The sequence below is a fragment of the Fibrobacter sp. UWH6 genome (assembly GCF_900142465.1).
Classification (GTDB): domain Bacteria; phylum Fibrobacterota; class Fibrobacteria; order Fibrobacterales; family Fibrobacteraceae; genus Fibrobacter.
The window spans coordinates 66,118-88,866 of record NZ_FRAX01000001.1 but is presented as its reverse complement, the minus strand read 5'-3'; the positions used below and the strand labels follow the sequence as shown (position 1 = coordinate 88,866).

Here is a 22,749-nt window from a genome sequence, read left to right as displayed (position 1 = left end):
GAACCCCTCTATTCGAGAATTTCGTCGTCCGTTTCTACAAAAACAGGCCTTGATTCAACGCCAGCTCTTTTTTCTGTAGGCTTTTCTGCAGACGTTTCCTCGGCAGTTTGCCCAGATACTTCCGACGATTTTTCAGTCAGTCCCGCCCCCTGAGACTCGGAAGCGACTGCAGTTCCCGCAGATTCCGCCGCCAAGGATTCAGCACTGGCAGCACCTTCCACGTCATCGGCACCATCTACAAAATCATCCGGTTCCTCGGTCAGGACCGCGCGCTTGCGAATCTGGGCTTCGGGAGTTCCGTCCTTAGGCTTCCTAGAGAACAGGTAGGGGCTGAAGCTGAAGCTGACTCGATGCACAGGAGAAAGCACCGGGTGGGATTCAAAGGCGTAGTCCACCTTAAGGAACTTGGCAATTGTAAGACCTGCACCAGCAGTTACACTCTGGAAGGTGGTAAAGCTGCTAAGACCTGCACGCAACGAAAGACCGAAGTCAAAGGTAAATTCCAGACCGCCGCGACCACCTGAGAGCCAAGCCAGAGGATCATCCCAGATACGGCCATCGCCGTCATTATCTTCGTTAAAATCCATTTCGCGAGCTTCATGATGCAGAAGTCCTGCCCCCTGCCAATAGAAGTTCAGCTTGCCATACAGGTAAGGCACGTCAATGCCATAGCTGGCAGCCAGGTAGAGTTCAGGCGCACTGTATTCGAATTCTCCGGATTCCCAGGAGGCCGCCGAAGAAGTCCATCCTTTTAAAAGTCCAGACAGAACAAAGTTGTCTACAACCCGGTAACGGAGTCCCGCGTCACCACGGAAGCCATAGCCCGTCTGGTCCAGTTCGCGGTACAGACCATGGAAACTTACACCAAGAGAAAGCCTATCCGTCAGGCGCTTACCCACAGAAACAGAAAAGACGTAGTCGGCAATAGAAAGGGTATTGTAGTCCGAACCTTCAGGCAGCGGTTCCCCATCCTTGATGTAAGGAATGTCATCTGCGCCATAGCGGGCAAAAGCCACACCCAGGCCAAGACCATTCCCTAGGGGCATGGTGGCAGAAGCGAAATCATACTTGGTATCTTCGTAGTACTCCGTATGGGAGAAACTGCCCCAGGCATAATTCATGTCGGCCAGTTGGTACGGATTGGAAAGCAGACCCAGGTAGTCGCCATCCACAGCCATAGTCGCAGAACCCAACGCCGCAGAACGAGCTCCGGGCTCCACATCCAGGGAGGCATTGGCCCCAACGACACGATCCGCAGCATAGGAATAAACCGCCCCCAATACAACCAGGAGAGCACTAACCAGACCACGGAACGAATATTTTTTTGCCATTGCCATAACTTGACACACAAGATAGATTATTTTTGTGTCGCGGACAAAGAACTTCTCACTTTAATGGGATCATTAGGACAACAAGGGCATGAACCTCTCGGATTACTTCGTCAAATTCTTGGATTATCTGGAAAACCAGCGCAAGTTCGCCAAGATGACCGTCGAAACCTACGGTCATTCCCTAGAAAAATTTCGCACGTTCCTGGACGCCAATGGTAAAAACGCAAACCTTACCCTAGAAGACTTTACAGAAATAAACGTCAAGGGGTTCGTCTGGGACATGAAACAGAAGCAGGGGCTAGCCCCCGCCAGCATCTGCGAACACCTCGCAGCCCTAAAAAGCTTCGGCAAATACTTAGTACGTTCCATGGTCCTCAAGACCAATCCTGCCGGAAATGTACCCATGCCCAAGAAGCCCAAACGCCTGGTAAATTTTCTGAGTCAGAAAGATCTAGACGAAACCAAGTTTCCTGAACTTGAAAATCCGACTTACAAACAAGTTCGCGCCCGTTTTTTATTGGAACTGATTTACGGTTCCGGCCTGCGAATTTCCGAATGTCAAAGTTTGCACTGGAACCAGATTTCAGAAACAGAGCATACGGTACGCGTCATCGGTAAGGGTAGCAAGGAACGAATCGTCCCCATCACAGAATCTCTGCTCAAATACATCGGAATGTTCAAACAAGCCGAAATTGAAAACGGGATGTCCCCTACCCCTACGGGATTTGTATTCCAGTCCAAGAACGGCGGCGCCATCCATGTGGTAATCTTACGCAAGGACATTCACGATTTGCTCCGTGACATCGGATGGGAAGGCAAGGCCAGCCCGCACGTATTGCGACACAGTTTCGCCACCCACCTTCTGGAAAACGGAGCCGAAATCATGAGCGTCAAGGAAATGCTGGGGCACGAAAGCATCAGCACAACCCAGGTTTACACCCACGTTAGCGCAGAACGCCTCCGCGAAGCCTTCAAAAAAACACACCCACGCGCGTAAGATGATGCAAGGGGGGCACTCCCCCTTGCGTAATTCAAAAATATCGGGGCATTTAATACTCAGAAATTTCTGGGTAGGCAATTTACTTTTTCACACAAAAAAAGCCCGAGCATTTGCGCGGACTTTTGTAAATCGGTGTTTTGCAAGTTTGCCTTGCGTCTTTTAGAAGAAACTTCCTTTAATGCCTACAGCAATAGTCCATTGCTGTCCAAAGTCATCCCAGTCAGGGGCGTCCCACTTTTTCATAGGGCTCTCGTCGTATTCATCCTTGGGATCGGCAGCATTGCTCTTGTCATGGAGCGGCAGGGAGAATCCGATATACACCGGGAAATCCGAGTTCGAAAATTCAATGCCGTAAGCAAAAGCCACAGACCACGCCTGATGATCCGGATCGGGACGAGGATCATAAGTTCCTGCCTTTTCAGAAGAAATCCAGGCAACGCCCAGAGGCACAGAGAAACTCATACCGAAGGACTGCACAATTCCCGGGCGACCACGATAACCATAGGCAACAGAGCCTCCAACAGAGGGCGGTGTATAGGCGCCCAGATCGTTTTCACCGTAGAACTTGAATCGATAATCAAAACGTTTTCCGCTATGATCCAGATCCTTCCAATAGGTATCGTTAAATTCATTTTCGCCGGAGAAGGGATGCATGGCAAAAGGATGAGTATAACTCAAACCATAAAGCCAGATGCCCTTGTCGGTATCACGGCTATAATCCCAGCCCAGGGTCAGACTGTATAGGCCAGAACCCTTCTGGAAACTGCTAGGCAGAATTTCCTCAGAAGCATCGGTACCGCGCTTGATGTCGTACTGCCCCGTGGGAATCGTAAGACTTGCACTTAGGGAAGCGGCACCACCACTACCAATCGTCTTGCTAAAGTCAAAGGAAACGTCACCCATACCACCCGTGGTACGGTCCGTCGGAATCTGGTTGCTACGATACTGGACTTCACCCTGATGGCTCATCCAGGGAACCGTCACACCCAACTTAGTTGACCAGGTGGGTTTAATGGAAAAGTGAGGGGACACAGTCATGCCGGAGAAGTTCTGTCCCACATTATATTTGGTAAAAACTTCCGTTTCAAGATAGCCACCAGATACTCCCTGGCCAATCCACTTGATACCATCACCGGAGCCGCCGCCAGAACCGCCAGCACCGCAACCGCCGATGGATTCCCAGGGGGTAGCAACTTCTACAGGTCCACTAAAACCAAGACCAAAGGCGGCAATTCCCGCCACCACGGCAAAAGCCATTCCGCAAATGTTTCTGTAATTCATCTTCATAGGGAACCCTTACGGAAGCTGCAAGACATAGGCACGGTTCGTTCCTGTAGTCAGGAAGTAGCCATCAGGAGAACGACCGCCAATCATGGGAACCGAAGTCAATTCGTAAATGTCATTACCCCACAAAATCTGCAAGTCTGCAGGAGCGCCTGCATTCAAGGAAACCTCGCGCATGGCTGTACGGCCTGCGGAACCATCCTGGGCAGAAACATCGGTCAAGTCATTCTTGTTCACAAACTGAGCACCCTGGGGGAACTCTGCCCAAGTCACGAAAACACGTTCTCCGTACTTGAACCAATGAGGTTGGGCGGGAGAACCCATCATACCTTCAGTCACAGGAATCTGGATAGGCTTAGAATCTTCAGACAATTCCTGCACATAGGAATTCCAACCATTCATAGAAGAATTCACTACGTTATAAACGACAAAGCGACCATCCGGAGAAATCAGGGGGCTATCCATCATCCAGCCATCCACACCAGCGGGCTTCTTCAAGGTCTTGGCCTTAGAAACTGCCTTCTTCAAATCACCAGAAGACAGATCTACAAATACGATTTCGTTGTTGCCATTGACATAGACAAGACGCACATCGTCGGTGCCAAAGAATCCCTTTATCGTAGATGCATCAGCAGTAGTATCTACCACGGCATCCGGAGAGACCCACACATGGGGCGTTGCAAATTCGCCGATATTCTTTTCGTAGAACCAGAACTTTTTCTTGTCTTGCATACGGGCGGCAAAGATGCCGTAATCTAGATTTTCGCAAGACTTGCTACCGCTCTTGTCGTAAGCGCGGAGAGCTACGATAAAGTTAGCATGGGTACTCCATTCGGGGTCCTGAAACTGGCATTCACCTGCAGCGGTATCACGCATCAAGTACCAGCGAACCGTATTGGACGTATCGGAAACCGTAAGACGGTCGTGCTGCACCACACCTGAAGTCGTATACTGGGAGTCCGGCGCACTCACGTTCAGCTTGCCACCAAAGTTCAGCCACAACATGGAACCTGGATAATTGACGGTATCCTGCGAAACAGAGGCGTTACAGATTTGCTTTCCCTCGTTAATAGGGTACAGATTTCCAATATCGGAAGTTGCCGTAGACGACTTCTTACCCGAGTCTCCGTCAAATTGTTCGGGCTCGTATACACAGGCGGTCAGGCCCATAAAGGCCGAAAATGCGGTGAGTATAAATTTCTTCATCAAGGAGAAATATATAAAACTGCCTATTTATCCTTAGACCACTCTAGTCTGGTTTTCCTTATAAAACGCAGGTATACAAGCACTAAAATCGTCCCCGTAGTGATCCAGCTCAAGGGATAGCACACCATAAGGGAGGCAAAAGTACCGAACTTGGGGAACATGGCGAACACCCAAAAAATACGCACACCGCAAATACCGAACACGCAAATTAGCGCAGGCAACATGGACTTGCCCATGCCACGCAAGGCTCCGGAGCACACATCAATAAGCACGTTGATGAATTCCAGACCAATTACGATATACACGCGGAAGGCTCCCGTTTCCACAATACTTTCGTCATTGGTAAAAATGGAAAGAATCGGGTGATAAAAAATGCTAACCAAGGCACCAAGGGTAAAAGTGGAAAGTCCCGACAGCAACAAGGTCCAGCGAACCGTCTTGCGGATACGATCCAAGTTGCGGGCGCCGTAATTCTGTCCCACGAAAGTAACGCAGGCATGGCCGAAGGAATTGAGCCAGAAATACACAATCAGCTCCGGATTCATGGCCACCGCCGAAGCCGCCACCGCCGTAGAACCCAAGGTGTTTATCGCCGACTGGATACACACATTGCTGAAGGAGAATACCGCTCCCTGCACACCCGCCGGCAACCCGATACGGATCATGCGGCCGAGCACAAAGGGAGTCACCCTAAGTTTCCAGAATTGGAATCTGAAAGGTCCCGTTTCCGTCTTCAAAAAATACAACAACGTAACAGAACTAATCACGTTGGAAATGACCGTTGCGATAGCCACCCCATCCACATCCATGTGGAGCCCCACCACGAACACAATGTTCAAAAGCAGGTTAATGGCACCGGCCACCAGAAGCACATAAAAGGGCCGTTTGGTATCCCCCTTGCTACGGAGCAACGCCGCACAGAAATTGTACAGCATGATGAAGGGCATACCCACGAAATAAATCCGGAAATACAAAACGGCATCATCGAGGATGTCTGACGGAGTAGAAATTGCCGTAAGAATCGGTCGGGCAAAGAACAACCCTATCAAGGCAAGCAGGATACCGCAAACCACGGAAACCGCCACCGCGGTGTGAACCCCTCGCGAAACAGATCGGGAGCTGCGTTCTCCAAGAGCGTTGGCCACCACCACGTTGGCCCCGATAGAGAGGCCCACGAAAAGGTTCACCATGAGGTTGATGACGAAGGTATTGGCACCCACCGCGGCAAGGGCCGCATCGCCAGCGAACTTACCCACAACTGCCACATCGGCAGAATTAAAAAGTTGCTGGAAAATGGAACTGGCAGCCAAGGGCACGGCAAACTTCAGGATCTTATCCCAAATCGAGCCCGAGAGCAAATCCATATTTTTAGCAGTAGCCATACATCACCTTTTTCGGCCCGCAAATTTAGCTTTTTAACCACCTCTCGGCATCCCCTTTTTACTAACTTTACATCGCAAAAAATTAAGCCGGAACATTCCGGCAGTTATAAACGGAGATCATCATGGGTTTTAAATGTGGTATCGTAGGTCTTCCCAACGTGGGCAAGAGCACCATCTTTAACGCAATCACCAACGCCGGCGCCGAAGCCGCCAACTACCCCTTCTGCACCATCGATCCCAACGTAGGTATGGTGAACGTTCCCGACGCACGTCTAGACGCCCTGGTAAAAGTTTATAATCCCAAGTCTATCGTTCCCGCCGTTACCGAATTCGTCGATATCGCAGGTCTCGTAAAGGGCGCCGCCCAGGGTGAAGGCCTTGGCAACCAGTTCCTGACCCACATCCGTGAATGCCAGGCTATCATGGAAGTGATTCGTTGCTTCGACGACGGCGACATCGTTCACGTCCATGGTTCCGTGGATCCGGTCCGCGATGTTGAAATCATCGAAACCGAACTGATCCTGAAGGATTTGGAATCCGTTGAAAAACGCCTGGCCACCGAAGCCAAGAACGCCCGTATGGGCGGTGCCGAAGCCAAGGCACGTCTGGCCGCTTGCGAAAAGCTCCGCGACGCCTTCCAGGAAGGTAAGGCCGCCCGCGGTCTCATCGGCGACAGCGAAGAAATGGACCAGGTCATCAAGGATCTGGCACTCCTCACAGCAAAGCCCCTGTTCTATTGTGCCAACGTGAAGGAAGACGACATCCTGACCGGCAACGCCTACGTGGACGCCCTCAAGGATTACGCCTCCAAGAACGGTCACGAAGTCATCATGATCAGCGGCAAGATCGAAGAAGAACTTTCTCAGATGGATCCCGCCGACAAGGTGGAATTCCTGAAGGATCTGGGTCTCCAGGAATCCGGTTTGGACGCCGTTGTCCGTAAGGGTTACGAAATTCTCGGCCTCCGTACCTTCCTTACCGCAGGCGAAAAGGAATGCCGTGCATGGACTTTTGAAGCTGGCTTCAAGGCTCCCCAGTGCGCAGGAGTCATCCACTCCGACTTCGAACGCGGCTTCATCCGTGCAGAAACCCTCTCCTTCGCCGACTTCGAAAAGTACGGCAGCTGGAACGCCGCCAAGGAAGCAGGCGTGCTCCGCACCGAAGGTAAGGAATACGTGGTGCAGGACGGCGACATCATGCTGTTCCGCTTCAACGTGTAGTTAGCTTAAAGCGCATAGCTGAAAGATTAAAGAAGTCTGCAGTTTCTCGACTGCGGGCTTTTTTCAATTATGAAATACGAAATATGAATTAATTGAATTCATCAATTCGTTTATAGTTAGCAGTTTCATACCAAACATCCAATATTTCATATCTAATAACTCATATCTATCTCTAGCGCCTCCGGCGCGATTATGACAACTCACATCTTGTATCTAACATCAGGCAACTTATATCTGACATCCAGCCCCTAGGCTCCATTTCTTACAAATTACTTTTGTTTTGCATAAACTAGTGATAAAAATCACATTTCATATGTATTTTTGCTATCATTGAAACAAACCTGTTTGGAGGTAGTCGGAGTGTTCATTAAAGAAGAAAAGGGTTCCACCCTTTTGTTAAAGCTATTTGCCATTCTGTTCAGCATCTTCATGGTTCTGGCCTATGTATTCCTGCACACTGTCGATGCTACGGGAAAACTAATCTTCCAGAATACTGGAGCCGTCTGCGACGCCAACGCCGTAGGTTACTGCTTCACCATGGAAATCCTATACTTCGCCATTTTAGGCGTCATTGCGGTTCTAGGATTTCTTACAGTCACTCTCACAACATTAGAATGGGCTCTACGTCGAGAATCAGACTCCTCCATTCCTGATTTCTACCGAAATTTCGTAGCGTTCCTAAACTGCATCAAGATCGCTTTGGCAGTTCTCTTCACCACCCTATTCATCAATTATTCTAAAGCCACCTGGGTCATTCCCATCGCCGTATTCGCCTCCCTCATCCTAGACGGTTTCGTTTGGAACAAGCGATGCCGTGAAGTCAACGCCAAACACCAAAGTCTGTTCCTAGACGTGATTACAGAATTCATGAACATCTTTACCACCAAGAGAAGCAGGAATGCAGAAAACATTCCCCACAGACACAGCTTCGTATTCTACGTGGTAGCCACCCTATTCATCATTTTCTGCGTACACGCCATTTCAGGAAACATCAAGCCAGACTTTGGTCAGAACGCCAGGTCCACCATAGAACAAGTTGATCAAGCCAAGGCCGACTCTACCGTCAGCGAAGTCCAGATAGAAGAAGCCAACAAGGCAAAGAAATTCGTCAAGGCCAAAATCCGGGAAAGACGCCGTAAAAAAATCGAGGCTGCCAGAATCCGTGCCCTAAGAGAAGCGGAGAAATCTCAAGAAACTCCCAGTACAGAAGACAACGACGAAGATACGAATATCGAAGTGCAAAACGACGAGGAATCAGGCAACACCGCAACCAACAGCGAAGAAGCCGATAGCTCAGAAACCCACACTCCCGTTGCAGCAAGTTCTATTCCAGCAGTAAATACTGCCGCCAACACAACTTCAGATGACGACGATGATGAGGACTGGTGGTAATCCAGCCTCATTTTTTACTTGCCCAGAACTCTTACGATTTCTCTGTAGAGTTTATCCAACTCAATGGGTTTTGAGGTAAAGCCGTTCATACCCGCATCATAGGCTTTTTTACGGTCTTCGTCAAAGACATTTGCGGTCATAGCGATAATGGGGATGCTCGCCCTGGCAGGATTCGTCATATTGCGGATACGTCGAGTCGCCTCGACGCCATCCATATGAGGCATCTGAACATCCATCAAGATAAAATCGTAATTAAAAGGCTCTAGGTTCTGAACAACAGAAACGCACTTGACTCCGTCTTCTACAAAATCAACTTCGAAGCCCATTTCATGCAACAGCTCACCGGCAATTTCACGGTTCAGTTCGTTATCTTCAGCCACAAGAATTCGCATTCCCTTTAGGCGAGATACATCAAGGTCTGCATTTTCTTTCTGCGAGCATTCAAATTTATCAATAACCTTTAGAGGTACCTTGATCGATATTTTTGTACCCTTACCTAATTGACTTTCCACGTCGATGGATCCGTTCATCAGGTCAACCAATTTCTTGGTAATGCCCATTCCCAGGCCAGTGCCCAAAATACGGTTTTCGGTAACGCTCTTTTCGCGAGAGAAACTATCAAAAATATGAGGAATAAAATCCTCGGAAATTCCAATTCCTGAATCTTCCACAATAGTTTCAAACAGGCGGATCCCTTCCTGTTCATGGGGGTAATCCCTGACAGAAATCCTGATACGGCCCCCTTCGGGAGTATACTTGACGGCATTGCTGATCACATTCAGCAGAATTCCCTGAATCTTGGTCATATCGCAAAGAACGTAAGGATGATCGGGATAAATTTCATCTGTCACCACAATCTTTTTCTTGCGATATTCTTCATCAAAGACCGCTCTAATCTGCGACGCAATGTCGAAAAGATTTGTCGGTTTTTCGTTCACGGATGTGGCTCCGCTTTCGATTCGCGCCATTTCAAGAACTTCATTAATGAGGTTCAGCAGATAGGACCCAGCGCCCTTGATCTTATTGGCATAGGATTTGATCAATTCAGGATCGTCGCTATGTTTTTCCAAGAGGTTTGCAAAACCCAGAATGGCATTCATGGGCGTTCGGATATCGTGGCTCATGTTGAAGAGGAAGGTACTCTTGGATTTGTTGGCTTGTTCTGCAACTCTCAAGGACTCTTCTAGCAAAGCCTCTTGCTTCTTTGCTTCGTCTTCACAAGCGACACCGATGACAATCACTTCAAAATTTTCGGCGTTGCCAAGTCGAACCGCCTTGAACAGGTAGAAGTGCGGTTCCCCATTCAACACCATACGATAATGATAGGAGAATGTTCCCTCCTCACGCATCACTCTTACCAGGTTGCTGAACTCGCATGTCTTAAGCATGTCTTCTCGATCTGCTTCATAGACATTGTTCTGGATGTAAGCCCCCATAATGTTTTCGTAAAGGGGAGCATTCTGTATGGTCTGCTGAACACCCACGGCCTTTTCAGAATATCGGAAGGTTCGAGCCTCACGGGTTTTGGCATTTACGGTAAAGATATTGGTAAAGTTTTCAGCCAGAACGTTGATGATTCCTACCTGCAGGTAGCTTTCCCTTCGGGTCTGGTCAATATTTTCTACAACACACAGAACCTTTTCCAGAAGTCCGTTAGCCTGCCTGGTCACCGCAATAAATCGACAACGGCACCAACCCATGGTACTGCTAAGAAACTCAAGAGCAATCTGATTGACGTCCTTCAACCTTTCATCTAAGGTTTCAATATCACTAAACAGTGACACCTCGTTCCTAGAAATCGGGTCTGTCAAAATACCCAGAACAAAGGGAAGGAGTCTTCGAATATCTTGATTACCGAATTTTTGAATAATGGCATCAATATTCGGCGTGGTCTTAACCGGTTCAAAGGTAAAGTCCAGCATGTTCAAGATATGCATCGACACGTAAGAAGACGCCGTCGCCTGCAAGACCAGCTCCAGCATTTCACGTTCGTTGTTCTGCTCTACATTATCCATAATACTAATGATACATTCAAACAATTAAAATGATCCATCAAGTCTTCAATTTCCATTATCCAATATGGCTTATTTAGCCCACAAGTCATTGATTTCTATTCAAATGTTCACTATATTTGAGGTATGACAAAGTCCATCGACATCCGCGACGCTCACGAGCATAACCTCCGACATGTAAGTCTATCCATTCCCCGCGACTCCATCGTAGTCGTCACCGGCGTTTCGGGCTCGGGAAAATCCAGCCTGGCCTTCGATACGGTGTTCCAGGAAGGGCAGCGTCGTTTCGTGGAATCCCTTTCAGCTTATGCCCGCCAGTTTATTGGACGGATGAAGCGCCCCGAAGTGGAAAGTGTCCGCGGCATTTCTCCCACCATCAGCATCGACCAGAAAACGGTGAACCGAAACCCACGTAGTACCGTGGGAACAGTGGTAGAAATCCTGGACCATTACCGCCTACTTTTTGCACGCCTTGGCGTGCCTCATTGCCCTAAGTGTGGACGCGTGATCCAGGCGCAAACGGTAGACCAGATTGTTGATAATCTCTATGCCGGGGACGAAGGAAAACAGCTGACAGTCATGGCCCCCATTGTACAGGAACGTAAGGGCGAATACCGCAAGGAGCTGGCAGAGCTTAAGGAGAAGGGCTTTGTTCGCGCCCGTGTAGACGGGGTGATTTATAGAATTGAAGAAGTGCCGCAATTGGTGCGATACGAGAAGCATACCATCGAAGCGGTGATTGACCGCCTAGTTCTAGAACGCAAGAACATGAGCCGCCTCCGCGAAGCCCTGGAAGGGGCGTTAAAGTTGACCGAAGGTAAACTGGTGAGTTTCTTGTTCGGTGCTACCGGTGCAACGGGTTCTGCAGAAGTTTCTGGTGCGAACGGCGCCGAGGAATACCGTCTGCAGGGTACGCTGCTAGCTTGCCCCAAGTGCAACATCTCCATCCCGGAACTGGAACCGCGATTCTTCAGTTTTAACGATCCCAAGGGGCAATGCCCCGCTTGCCGCGGTCTCGGAGAAAGCTGCAAGTTCGACGTAAATCTGGTAGTTCCCGACAAGACATTGTCCTTGAAGCAGGGAGCCCTAGCCTGCCAGAAGAAGGACGATGGCAATATCATCTTTAGCGATTTCGGCTGGCGCAACTTGCGAACCATCGCCAACGAAATGAAGTTTACGTTTGACACGCCTTGGAACAAGCTGAAAAAGGAACAGCAGGATGCCATTCTGTACGGCACTCCTAGCGGCAGCGAACGAGGCGTCATCAGCATCATGCAGGAACTGTGGGACATGTGGCATATTTTCCACTTCCGCAAGTTCATGGAAATTGGAGTCTGCCCCGAATGCAAGGGCACCCGCATTAACCCCATCGCCAACGCCGTAGATTTTCACGGTCATAACATTACGGAACTGACCGACTGGTCTGTAGAAAAGTCTGTAGAATTTTTCGACAATTTGAAGTTGAGCGAAAAGGAATTGCGAATCGGCAAGGAAGTGCTGAAGGAGATTCGCGGCCGTCTGAGTTTCTTGAATGCGGTGGGTCTTGGTTACCTGAACATTTCTCGCAAGGCCTCTACCTTGAGCGGTGGCGAGGCACAGCGAATTCGCCTGGCCAGTGCTGTGGGCGCCGGGCTTCAAGGTGTGCTGTACGTTCTTGACGAACCCAGTATCGGTTTGCACCCCCGCGACAACGACAAGCTGCTGGGAATGCTGGAACATTTGAGAGCCCAGGGCAACAGCCTGATTGTGGTGGAACACGACGAAGACACCATGCGTCACGCCGATTGCGTCATTGACGTGGGCCCCGGCGCCGGTGTAGAAGGCGGACGAATCATCGCCGCAGGAACCGTTGATGAACTAGAAAAGAATAAAGCTTCTCTCACAGGCGCATACCTGAGCGGACGTAAGGCAATCGAGATTCCTGCAGAACGGAAGAAAATTACCAAGGACACCCCGAAACTGAAGGTGTGCGGAGCCGCCGAGAACAACCTGAAAAACATCGATGTGGAATTTCCGCTGGACGGCGCCCTCACGGTGGTAACCGGCGTTTCGGGTTCCGGCAAGAGCACCTTGGTTAATCAGATTTTGCGTCGTGAACTGGCCCGCGTATTCTTCAACTCCGAAGAACCTGTGGGAAAGTTCGACCACATGGAAGGCCTCGAAAATATCGACAAGGTCATTGAAATCGACCAGACACCCATTGGCCGCACCCCCCGCAGCAATCCTGCCACCTACACAAAAATCTGGGACGACATCCGCGACCTTTTCGCCAGCATGGAAGAAAGCAAGATCCGCGGTTACAGCAAGAGCCGATTCAGCTTTAACGTGAAAGGCGGCCGCTGCGATGCCTGCGAAGGTGCCGGCGTAAAAGTAGTGGACATGCACATTCTGCCTTCTGTCCAGGTGACCTGCGAAGTCTGTAACGGCAAGCGTTTTAATGACGCCACCCGCGAAGTTTATTATAAGGGCAAGAATGTTTCCGAAATTCTAGACATGAGCATCAGCGAAGCCGCAGAATTTTTCAAGGACATTTCCAAAATCGCCCAGCCGCTGAATCTGCTTTGCGAAGTGGGCCTTGGTTACCTGACCTTAGGACAGCCCTCCACAACCTTGAGCGGCGGCGAAGCACAACGTATCAAGATCGCTTCTGAACTGCGCAGGCCCGGTACCGGCAAGACCCTTTATCTGTTAGACGAACCGACCACAGGTCTCCATTTCGAAGACATCCGCAAGCTCATGGAATGTCTGAACCGCTTGCGCAGCCTGGGCAACAGCGTCATCATTATCGAACACAATCTTGACGTAATCAAGTGCGCCGACTGGATTATCGACCTGGGCCCCGATGCAGGCATTCACGGCGGAAAGATTATCGCCACCGGCACACCGGAACAAATCGCCAAATGCAAGAAGTCAGAAACAGGCCGCTACCTGGCTCCGGTACTGGCAAAAAAACACGGCAAGAACGTTCCTGTCAGCCAGATGGGAGCCGTCGCCGAAAACCGCGCCATCTATAACGCAGCCGCCAAGAAGGCGGGAGTTGACGGCCCTTCCCTTGACATCGAAGTTCGAGGCGCCCGCAAGCACAACCTCAAGAACATTGACGTTACCATTCCCCGCCACAAACTGACGGTGGTAACAGGCGTTAGCGGCTCCGGAAAATCCAGCCTGGCATTCCATACTTTGTTCAACGAAGGCCAGCGCCGCTTTGTGGAAACCCTCAGCACTTACGCCCGACGATTCCTGGGCCGCCCCGACCGCGGAAGCATCGATTCCATTACAGGTCTCGCCCCCGCCATCGCCATCGACCAGAAAAGCGCCAGCAAGAGCCCTCGCAGCACCGTGGCCACCCTCACCGAAATCTACGATTACTTCCGTATTTTCTGGTCTCGCGCAGGTACGCCCCACTGCCTCCATTGCGGCAAGCCCGTGGATTCCTATGCCGCCGGCGACTTGATCCAATTGGCCTTCAGCCGCGACCTGAACAAGATGGTTACCGTCCTCGCCCCCTTCCAGGTAAAGGACATCCTGAAACTTTCAAAAATTTTGACAGAAAAGGGATACCGCAAGGTGTACATGGGCGACCAGCTGGTAGAATTGCCGCTGCCCAAGATTCCCACCCGCGAAAAACAGGTGCTGGCCATTGTGGACCAGGTTGTCGTCAAGGAAGATAACCGAGCCCGACTGGTCGAAGCCTTTGAAAGGGCTTACCGCGACGGGAACGGCATCCTGTACATGGACTGCGAAGGGGAAGAACGTCTTTCCGCCAGCGAAAAACCGGGTTGCCCTGAATGCGGCTGGTACATGGACAGCGCCCTGAATCCCAAGTTCTTCAGTTTCAACACCCACTGGGGTGCCTGCGAAACCTGCCTTGGCCTTGGTTACCTAAAAGACGGCAAGAAGGACTCCCCCAAGGAATGCCCCAGCTGCCATGGAGAACGTCTAAAGCCGGAATATCTTGCCGTACGAATCAACGGCAAGAACATCATGGACGTTCATCACATGAGTATCGCCAATGCCCGTGACTGGTTCGCCAACGTGAACTTCGACAACGACAAGAACGCCGAAGGCAAGCGCACCGTAGCAGAGCCCTTGCTCCGTGAAATCATCGGCCGCCTGGACTTCCTGAAATCTGTGGGTCTGGGATACATCGGCCTGGACCGCGCCGGCGACACCCTGAGCGGTGGCGAATCCCAGCGTATCCGCCTAGCAAGCCAGATCGGCAGCGGCCTAGAAGGTGTGCTATACGTTCTGGACGAACCCACCGTCGGTCTTCACGAAAGTGACACCGCAAAACTGCTAGACACCTTGTACCGACTCCGCGACCTGGGCAACACATTGGTGGTTGTTGAACACGACCAGAAGATGATGGAAGCCGCCGACCACATTATTGATATGGGTCCTGGCGCAGGTGACTTCGGTGGCGAAGTGGTAGCCGAAGGTTCCCCCACCTTGCTGGCCAAGCCTTACGCCCTGCAGCAATTCCCCCGCAGTGAAACCGTAAAGTTCCTAACCCACCAAACCCCCGTGGCCAACGAAGTGGCCCCCATCCGCATTACCGACTCCACGGAATTCTATACATTTAGCGGTCTCTGCCACAACAACCTCAAGAACCTTTCCGTAAAGTTCCCCAAGAGCGCCGTCAGCGTGGTCTGCGGAGTTTCCGGTTCCGGCAAGAGTTCCCTGGTCATGGACGAGATTTACCCCGCCCTCAAGAAAAAATTCCAGGCCCGCGGAAAGAAAAAGCAAACTGGGGAAGTACTTCTGGTAGACCAGAGCCCCATTTCGGGCACTCCCCGCAGTACCCCCGCCAGCTTTACCGGCGTATTCGACGATATCCGCAAACTGTTCGCCAAGCTGGAACAGTCCAAGGTCAAGGGCTTTGACTATGGCCGATTCAGCTATAACCTGGCCAGAGGCCGCTGCGAAGCCTGCGAAGGGCGAGGCGCCATCTCCGTAGAAATGCACTTCCTTTCAGACATCTGGGAACCCTGCGAAGTTTGCGGTGGCAAGCGTTACAACCAGGAAACCCTAACCGTCACTTTCAAGGGGAAGAACATCGCCGACGTCCTGGACATGCGCGTGGTCGAAGCCTGTGAATTCTTCAAGGACCAACCCAAGATTTTGCCCAAGCTGGAATGCCTCCGTGATGTGGGCTTACCCTACGTCAAGTTAGGACAGCCCGTAACCACCCTCAGCGGCGGCGAGTCACAACGCCTAAAACTGGCAGCGGAACTGGCCAAACGTCCCGCCACCGAAATGGTATACCTGTTAGACGAACCCACCACCGGCCTCCACCTAAAAGATATCCAGATTCTATGGAACCTGCTACGCAGACTTTCTGCCCGTGGCGACACGGTAATCGTCATCGAGCACCACCCCGACATTATCCGTCTGGCCGACTGGAAGGTGGAATTGGGCCCCGTAGGCGGATCTGAAGGCGGACATTTGTTGGAAATGGGCATTAATGAATAGAAATTAGAGCTCTCATTTTATGATTTTACACAAAAAAGTTATTTTTATGTAATAAAATTGCGATGTTTTAGAACATCTCTAAAAGAGCTTTGATTAGAGGAGAAAATATGAAGTTTTCACACCTGTGCGCCCGCTGTTTGCCGCTCTTGATGCTGCTCCCAGCACTCTCCATGGCAGACAGTGACCGCAACTACAAGATTGCTCCCAACCTGTTCAAGAAAGGCGTAGGAATGCATGAAGTGGCAGACATGCCCATCGTGCGTGAAGGCGGGCTCTCCATTTCTGAAACGCCGACCATTCCTCTTAAGTCCAACACCATCTACCTCCGTCAGAAAAAGGGTCCCAAGGAATACCACTGGTTCTCTGGTCAGCTGGATGTCAACAACTTTACCCGACTCCACGCTTTCAGCCTTAAGGAAAATTACCTGAAATCCTCCGAAGTCATCGGTATGCGTTTTTACGGTTCTTCCAACACCAAGGCATTCCAGGATGAATCAGACATCTACTTTGACAAGGAATACATATACTCTCCCCGCGTCCCCAAGCTGTTCTTCCGCAAGAATGACCGCTGGCAGATGCTCAAGGAAACGGACCTTCCCGGCGTAATCAATATCAGCTCTCCAATAAAGGACCTGCAGACCACATCCATCACCATCAAGATGGTGGACTCGGTACCTTCCAGAATCTACCCTGTCAAGCCGGGTATGTACGCCTTCGCCTTTAGCGCTCCGGACTACCTCCCCTATGTAGACGCCGTTTATGTTCCTAGCGGAAGTGTTGTGGAACTGAAACCGGAATTGATCGCAGTTGATACCACAGCCATCAATCCGCCCAAGACAACCGTCACCCTAGATAGCGTTGCCGCAGCCAGGACTCTGGAACAGACTGAATACCTGTACGATAAGCTCACATACGAACTGCAGCGTAACGTAGACCTGGTAGACACAAACGAATTTTCAAAGATTTACCCCACCCCCAGGCGTCCCCTGACCTTGAACATCGCCGAAGACGAACAGCCCTACCACGACTACATGGTAAGATTCAAGCAGAAGCGTCTTGAAGCTCTAGACTTATGGCGTTCCAGCAAGATGGGTCCCGCTAGACTGGTAAACAAGGCCCTCCGTCGTAAGCTGGACAGCCTGCAGGCCCTCCCTCTTCGAGGAGCCATGATCCCTTCGAAAATGGAACCGGTTTACGGAATTGACCCTGCAACAAACGAAAAGGCCGTCGTGGGCATCCGAGTTTTTCTGGGCAAGGACCATGAACGTTACGACGTTTCCTGGAACGGCTATGTAGACGGATACACTCCCGATTCTCTTTACGCCATGATCGTTGCAGGCGCCAGCGTCCGCGCCATCATCACCCTCGAAAACAACAAGCCCGTCTGGCATTACCAGGAAGGCCTGCTCAAAGGTCGCTACCAGTATCGCTACTCAAAGCTGGAACTGGAAATAGATAAGAACATCCTGCCCAGCCACGGTAGTTTTGAACTGCCGGGCTACATCTTCGATATGACCGAAGTCCAGGACTGGCTCAACCGCCCCATAGAACCTCCTCCTCAGGAAATCAGCGAGGAACGCAAGGTTGAAACCGCCAAGGCTGACGAAGGCTTCCATCTAGAAGTCAACGCCAACGCTCCCCGCATTATCAGAGACAAGATCCGTGGCTCCGTGGCACTCATTGACTCGGGGGCCTTTCGTTATTACGGCAAAGTCGTTAGCATGTCTCCTTTCGCCATCCACACCACTGAAGTGACGCAGCAGATGTTCAAGGAAGTCATGGCCAAGATCGACTCCACCCAGAGAATTGAAGACCATTCCACCTTCCTGGCCCCCCGCAAACCGGTACACAACATCAACTGGGAAGACGCCCGCAAGTTCTGCCAGGCTATTGGTGGTGACCTGCCCACTGAAGCCCAGTGGGAATTTGCAGGCCGAGCCGACAACAACGAGGGCTCCCTGTGGAATCTAGATGAAAATCCCAACGTGAACATCTATGCTGTCTATCGCGACAATTCCTACAAGAAAGGCAAGAGCAGTTTTGACTACGGTCCCCAGCCGGTCAGTTCCAAGAAGCCCAATCAATGGGGACTCTACGACATGTCCGGTAACGTGGCAGAATGGACTCTCGACAGCTACTCCATGTTCTCGTTCTGGGTTGAGGATTCTAACCCCACCGGTTCCATGATGGGCTCCAACAAGGTTTACAAGGGTGGTTCCTGGAAAGACAAGGAATCCGTTCTGAACCTGACCGAACGCGATGATGAAGACCCCCGTTACTGGTCTGACGCAATCGGTTTCCGTTGCGCATTTTCCAGAAGCATCTTCGATATGCGCGAAGTCGATGCAGCCCCCGCCGCAACCGAACCCGAAAAGACCATGAATAACGCTCTAGGCGGAGAAACCTCCTGGACACCTTTCGCAGGTAGTAAATGACAAAGTCTGAAACTCGCAACAGCAGAGAGATGAGATTCTTCAAGAAGATCACAGCCATCCCCTACCTGCTGGTGATCCTTGCCTTTCTGATGCCTATGGCTAACGTATCCTGCAATGACGACAAGGTCATCGCAGAGCCGACCCTCTATGAGCTTGCCACAGGTCTCGACCTGGAACAAGAACTGAAAGAACCGGCTCTTGGCACCCTGAAGAAAATGCAGGCCGGTAATCCCAAGGCTATGGACAAGTTCAAGGAGACCATACCCGAGTTTCCAAAGTTACCTACCATGCCAGTACTTTACGCCTTATTAGTCGGAGCGGTCCTGGCAGCAGCGTTCGCCTTGATTACCCCGCTAGGCTCCATCACAATCGGCATGCTTACCATGGTCGCCTCGTGGGCCTTTGTCGCCCAGCTAAGTAAACTAAACGCAGCCATGGGCATTCCCCTACTTAAGGTAGAACCGGGAATCGGCCTTCATGCAGCATCAGCCCTGATTCTTATCGGAACGGCAATGAATCTAGCCTCGATCATCAGACCGATTGTCGAAGACTTCAAATCACGCAAGAAGAAATAATTTTATCTTGTGCAAAACCTGGGGATATAGCTCAGTTGGTAGAGCAACTGGTTCGCAATCAGTAGGTCATGGGTTCGACTCCCACTATCTCCATTAGAAATTCCATTTAACGCCAGTCTTGATTTCTGAAAGGAAACCGCTCTTGGCGTAAATGCCTTTATAGTAGATCGGCAAGTCATACCAACGGTAAAGCATTTCCATACCTAGGTAGACCGTAAGCCAACTGGGAGTCCAAGACAAGGTCGCTCCCCACACCCCACTGAACTTTTTAAGTTGTTCATAATCATCGTCTGGACCGGCAACCACAACACCATAGTACAGGTTCATTACGCCTTCCAGCGTAATTTTTGTGCGGAACTTATAGGATAATTTTGAACGCAGGGAAGGTCCAATCCACTTGCCATAAGACTTGTACATGGGAACATCAATAGATACCGTAGAAGAGGAGTCCCCCAAGTTTTCCTCGAACGACCCCCATCCATTGGGGTTTCCATTGAAGGGATTATTCCCCCAAGGATTTTCATTGTCATAAAATCCGCCATAACCGTTATAACCGCCATAGCCTCCCATATAAGACGGAGCATTCCACCCATCAGAAGATTCCCAATTATTGAATCCGCCATTAAAGGGGACCTCATTATTGAAACCGTCCATCTCATCGTAAGCAGCATTGTACGCCGCCTCGCAATCAGCCATGTAACGTTTGACGTCCACAACGGAGTCTGCCTCAAGGCGCACGCCCAGGTAGACATTTCCATTCCATCCGTACACAGAAGAACGATGCCAAGATCCATATACGGCGAAAGATAGGGGACCATCTGTATCGTAGTATCCCCAGAGAGCCGCCCCTACCCGCTGTTTTTCAAACTTAAAGAAATCCTTTTCTAACCAGGAATAAAAAGAAGGGGAAAAACTTTCATTTGGGGCCGTATTAAAATCCACGCCCATATCAAGAACAAAAGTTGGCGCCACCAACACATATTCCAAGCCAAGAGTCAGTTTCCAGTCGCTGGTATCCAGAGCGGGCATATCCTCATTATCAAAGAACCAGTCCGTCATAGCGGAAACGCCAAGGGAATGGATATAATCGCCAACCGCATAATCGGCAAAAGAGGAAAGGGTAAAGAACAGGTCACCGCCATCTTCGCTTATTTTTTCGACCCAGCCACTCTCTGTGTAATGAAGACCGTAAAAACCAAGGTCTCCCAAAAAACGGAACGACAAAGAAGAACTTCTGTCAGAAACAAGTACTTCCGACGAATCAGTAAAGTCCAGCGCCAGTTTATACTGATTTATAATTTCCTGGATTTCTTCGGTATAGGGACCAGGTATAAGTACGGCCTCTTCAAAGGCTGTCAAGGCTTCGGTTAGATTACCAGCCTCCTCAGCCTGCATGGCACGGTAATATGCCGCCTGCTGAGTCTCGGCCCAAAGCGCAGACACAAGCAATAGAACAACTACCGCCAGCGAACGCATTAATAGCGGTGGCGATCCCCCTCAAAACCGGGACCGCGATTTTCTCGCTGAGGATAACCGTACTGAGACTCAGGACGCTCATAAAAAGGGTTGCGCTCGCGAGATTGATTTTTTGGGAATTCCCCCTCAAAGTGAGCATTTTCGTCCCGCTTTTTCACCGTGTTCTGACGGAAATTTTGTTTTTCCATTGAAGAACGACCTCGCAAATCAGAGAGAATCTGTTCACGGGCCTTACGTCTTTCGGCACGCATCTTCTGCCAGTCTTCACTTTCCTTCGCACCCAAATCTGGCGTTTCTTTCGAAATTTCAGCTCTTTCGGCGGGGGTCGGGACAGAAGACATCGGACGCATCGAAGACTCGGCACCGAAACTCAGCGCCGCAGCCATCATCAGTATCGAAATGAAAGTGTTCTTATTCATCATCTTACTTTCGCAATATCCGTGCCAACTATCCGTTTAGGCAAAACCCTTTCATAGGTCTGCCAAAATATAACAACTAGTTCTTGAAGTCTTCCTTATGCATTCCCAGACGTTCCATAATTTCGCGCAACACCTTGCGGTCAATTCCCAAAATGGATGCGGCCAGGGTAAGGTTTGCGTTACTATCCCGCAGGGCCCTGCCAATAACTTCACGATCCACCGCCTCGCGGGCCTCCTTCAGAGATCTGGGGGAATCCTTGACTTGAGCCTGCATGTCGTCCAATCCCAGGTCCTTAGGCTGCACCACGCCATGAACAGCCTGCACCAAGGCCTTCTGAATCTTGTTTTCCAGTTCGCGGACATTGCCCGGCCAGTAATAACTGAGCATGGCCTTTTCTGCATTACGGCTCAGACGGAACTTACCGCGGCCATATTCCGCACCATATCGGGTCAGAAATTCCTGTGCCAGCAGAACCACATCCTGTTCGCGATCACGCAAGGCGGGCATCACCACAGGCATCACCTGGATTCTAAAATACAAGTCTTCCCTAAAGCGCTTTTCCTTGACGGCTGTTTCCAGGTCTACGTGGGTCGCACTGATCACGCGGACATTTACAGGAATTTCGCGATTGTCACCTACACGGGTAATATGCTTTTCCTGCAGAACGCGTAAAAGTTTAACCTGCATGTTCATAGGCAACTCGCCAATCTCATCCAGGAAAATCGTGCCGCCGTCAGCCTCTTCGAAGAAACCCTTGCGAGTTTCAATAGCTCCGGTAAAGGAACCCTTGGCATGTCCAAACAGCAAAGATTCCATCAAGTGCTCCGGAATGGCGCCGCAGTTCACTGCAATAAAGGGCTTGTCGCTGCGGGGGCTATGCTTATGGATATAGCGGGCAATGACCTCCTTCCCCGTACCCGTTTCGCCACGGACAATCACGGGCAACGGCAAAGTGGCCAATTTATCGGCCAGGGCAATCAGGTCCGACATGACCTTGCTGGAGTACACCACCCCGTCCTTGTGAACAACATTCTTCAAGACATCCAGCGATTCCTTATCGCGGAGCCTGTCAAACATGGCAAAGGCAAACTTTTCGCACACCGCCACAAAGGAGTCAAAAAGTTGACTGTCGTCTTCCGTAAAAGGTTCCTCGCGGGCAGCACGCTGCAAGTACAGATATCCCGCCTCGGATTCAGGCGTGCGGAACGGCGACACCATAATGCTGGTCAGCTGATTCTGCACAATGGACTTGGAAAGGTCAGCGTTTTCGTCATCCAGCTGGTTCCACACCACGGCCCGCTTTTCGGCCTTGGCCAGCCTTACGGCAGAAATAGAAATAGCCACCGATTCCGGGTTGCTCAGGTGGAGCGGCTTTTCGCCACCAATATCCAGCACAGCGGCATCGGCATGAAGGACCCCGCGGGCCACTTCAAGAATTTTCGGGAAAAGACTCTCGGGCTGCTCCTCATCTAAAAGAGTCTTCACCACATCCAACATTTTTTCCGTGGCAAGCATCGATTCAGATTTCATGAGCACCTCTATAA

General features: G+C 50.6%; 14 protein-coding genes and 1 tRNA gene. 7 read left to right on the top strand and 8 right to left on the bottom strand.

Features of this window, described 5'->3' with window-relative positions:
• Positions 1-8: 8 nt before the first annotated feature.
• Entirely contained in the window at positions 9-1,337 is a 1,329-nt protein-coding gene (locus BUB73_RS00410) for a PorV/PorQ family protein (protein WP_073282826.1), read from the bottom strand.
• 82 nt (positions 1,338-1,419) lie between these two features.
• On the opposite strand from BUB73_RS00410, the gene BUB73_RS00405 reads away from it, so the two are divergent.
• The gene (locus BUB73_RS00405) at positions 1,420-2,328 is read left to right on the top strand and encodes a tyrosine-type recombinase/integrase (protein WP_073155769.1); all 909 of its coding nucleotides are present in this window, start codon (positions 1,420-1,422) and stop codon (positions 2,326-2,328) included.
• A gap of 162 nt (positions 2,329-2,490) precedes the next feature.
• Here the strand turns inward: BUB73_RS00405 and BUB73_RS00400 are convergent, their stop codons facing one another.
• The 3 genes from BUB73_RS00400 to BUB73_RS00390 are packed head-to-tail and all read right to left on the bottom strand — an operon-like array spanning position 2,491 to position 6,203.
• Positions 2,491-3,618 carry a hypothetical protein gene (locus BUB73_RS00400; protein WP_073155766.1) on the bottom strand — a complete coding sequence of 376 codons (1,128 nt, stop codon included), beginning with the start codon at positions 3,616-3,618 and terminating at the stop codon, positions 2,491-2,493.
• A 9-nt stretch (positions 3,619-3,627) separates the two neighbouring features.
• Positions 3,628-4,821, bottom strand: a complete 1,194-nt coding sequence (locus tag BUB73_RS00395; protein ID WP_073282823.1) for a hypothetical protein — start codon at positions 4,819-4,821, stop codon at positions 3,628-3,630.
• Positions 4,822-4,844: 23 nt separating this feature from the next.
• Positions 4,845-6,203, bottom strand: a complete 1,359-nt coding sequence (locus BUB73_RS00390; RefSeq protein ID WP_073155760.1) for an MATE family efflux transporter — start codon at positions 6,201-6,203, stop codon at positions 4,845-4,847.
• Between the two features lie 122 nt (positions 6,204-6,325).
• Here BUB73_RS00390 and ychF point away from each other — a divergent pair, with 122 nt between their 5' ends.
• Both ychF and BUB73_RS00380 read left to right on the top strand, forming a co-directional pair.
• Positions 6,326-7,423, top strand: a complete 1,098-nt coding sequence (gene ychF / locus BUB73_RS00385) for a redox-regulated ATPase YchF (protein WP_073155757.1) — start codon at positions 6,326-6,328, stop codon at positions 7,421-7,423.
• A 360-nt stretch (positions 7,424-7,783) separates the two neighbouring features.
• Complete coding sequence (locus tag BUB73_RS00380) at positions 7,784-8,815, top strand: hypothetical protein (RefSeq protein WP_073282820.1); 1,032 nt, start codon at positions 7,784-7,786, stop codon at positions 8,813-8,815.
• Between the two features lie 14 nt (positions 8,816-8,829).
• Here BUB73_RS00380 and BUB73_RS00375 read toward each other — a convergent pair whose 3' ends face one another.
• Positions 8,830-10,830 carry a response regulator gene (locus BUB73_RS00375; protein WP_112131734.1) on the bottom strand — a complete coding sequence of 667 codons (2,001 nt, stop codon included), beginning with the start codon at positions 10,828-10,830 and terminating at the stop codon, positions 8,830-8,832.
• A 123-nt stretch (positions 10,831-10,953) separates the two neighbouring features.
• Between BUB73_RS00375 and uvrA the strand changes: the two genes are divergently transcribed.
• The 4 genes from uvrA to BUB73_RS00355 all read left to right on the top strand — a co-directional run bounded on the left by uvrA (position 10,954) and on the right by BUB73_RS00355 (position 19,402).
• Positions 10,954-16,299: an excinuclease ABC subunit UvrA gene (uvrA, locus tag BUB73_RS00370; RefSeq protein WP_073282814.1), complete on the top strand. Its 5,346-nt coding sequence runs from the start codon at positions 10,954-10,956 to the stop codon at positions 16,297-16,299.
• Positions 16,300-16,406: 107 nt separating this feature from the next.
• The gene (locus BUB73_RS00365) at positions 16,407-18,734 is read left to right on the top strand and encodes a formylglycine-generating enzyme family protein (RefSeq protein ID WP_073282811.1); all 2,328 of its coding nucleotides are present in this window, start codon (positions 16,407-16,409) and stop codon (positions 18,732-18,734) included.
• The gene (locus tag BUB73_RS00360) at positions 18,731-19,309 is read left to right on the top strand and encodes a hypothetical protein (RefSeq protein WP_073155744.1); all 579 of its coding nucleotides are present in this window, start codon (positions 18,731-18,733) and stop codon (positions 19,307-19,309) included. Before BUB73_RS00365 ends, BUB73_RS00360 begins: the two co-directional genes overlap by 4 nt.
• Before the next feature lie 20 nt (positions 19,310-19,329).
• Positions 19,330-19,402 (top strand) — tRNA-Ala (locus BUB73_RS00355).
• On the opposite strand, the gene BUB73_RS00350 is transcribed toward BUB73_RS00355, so the two are convergent.
• The 3 genes from BUB73_RS00350 to BUB73_RS00340 all read right to left on the bottom strand — a co-directional run bounded on the left by BUB73_RS00350 (position 19,403) and on the right by BUB73_RS00340 (position 22,735).
• A complete protein-coding gene (locus BUB73_RS00350) occupies positions 19,403-20,785 on the bottom strand; it encodes a hypothetical protein (protein ID WP_073282808.1) in 1,383 nt (460 codons plus the stop codon).
• Positions 20,785-21,207 carry a hypothetical protein gene (locus BUB73_RS00345; protein ID WP_073282805.1) on the bottom strand — a complete coding sequence of 141 codons (423 nt, stop codon included), beginning with the start codon at positions 21,205-21,207 and terminating at the stop codon, positions 20,785-20,787. The genes BUB73_RS00350 and BUB73_RS00345 overlap by 1 nt, the downstream gene beginning before the upstream one ends.
• 73 nt (positions 21,208-21,280) lie before the next feature.
• Positions 21,281-22,735, bottom strand: a complete 1,455-nt coding sequence (locus tag BUB73_RS00340) for a sigma-54 interaction domain-containing protein (protein ID WP_073282802.1) — start codon at positions 22,733-22,735, stop codon at positions 21,281-21,283.
• Positions 22,736-22,749: the final 14 nt, after the last annotated feature.

What these genes read in the sequence shown, in the direction of transcription:
- BUB73_RS00410 (WP_073282826.1), bottom strand. Translation starts at nt 1,337, where the DNA reads ATGGCAATGGCAAAAAAATATTCGTTCCGTGGTCTGGTTAGTGCTCTC.
- BUB73_RS00405 (WP_073155769.1), top strand. Translation starts at nt 1,420, where the DNA reads ATGAACCTCTCGGATTACTTCGTCAAATTCTTGGATTATCTGGAAAAC.
- BUB73_RS00400 (WP_073155766.1), bottom strand. Translation starts at nt 3,618, where the DNA reads ATGAAGATGAATTACAGAAACATTTGCGGAATGGCTTTTGCCGTGGTG.
- BUB73_RS00395 (WP_073282823.1), bottom strand. Translation starts at nt 4,821, where the DNA reads ATGAAGAAATTTATACTCACCGCATTTTCGGCCTTTATGGGCCTGACC.
- BUB73_RS00390 (WP_073155760.1), bottom strand. Translation starts at nt 6,203, where the DNA reads ATGGCTACTGCTAAAAATATGGATTTGCTCTCGGGCTCGATTTGGGAT.
- ychF (WP_073155757.1), top strand. Translation starts at nt 6,326, where the DNA reads ATGGGTTTTAAATGTGGTATCGTAGGTCTTCCCAACGTGGGCAAGAGC.
- BUB73_RS00375 (WP_112131734.1), bottom strand. Translation starts at nt 10,830, where the DNA reads ATGGATAATGTAGAGCAGAACAACGAACGTGAAATGCTGGAGCTGGTC.
- uvrA (WP_073282814.1), top strand. Translation starts at nt 10,954, where the DNA reads ATGACAAAGTCCATCGACATCCGCGACGCTCACGAGCATAACCTCCGA.
- BUB73_RS00365 (WP_073282811.1), top strand. Translation starts at nt 16,407, where the DNA reads ATGAAGTTTTCACACCTGTGCGCCCGCTGTTTGCCGCTCTTGATGCTG.
- BUB73_RS00360 (WP_073155744.1), top strand. Translation starts at nt 18,731, where the DNA reads ATGACAAAGTCTGAAACTCGCAACAGCAGAGAGATGAGATTCTTCAAG.
- BUB73_RS00350 (WP_073282808.1), bottom strand. Translation starts at nt 20,785, where the DNA reads ATGCGTTCGCTGGCGGTAGTTGTTCTATTGCTTGTGTCTGCGCTTTGG.
- BUB73_RS00345 (WP_073282805.1), bottom strand. Translation starts at nt 21,207, where the DNA reads ATGATGAATAAGAACACTTTCATTTCGATACTGATGATGGCTGCGGCG.
- BUB73_RS00340 (WP_073282802.1), bottom strand. Translation starts at nt 22,735, where the DNA reads ATGAAATCTGAATCGATGCTTGCCACGGAAAAAATGTTGGATGTGGTG.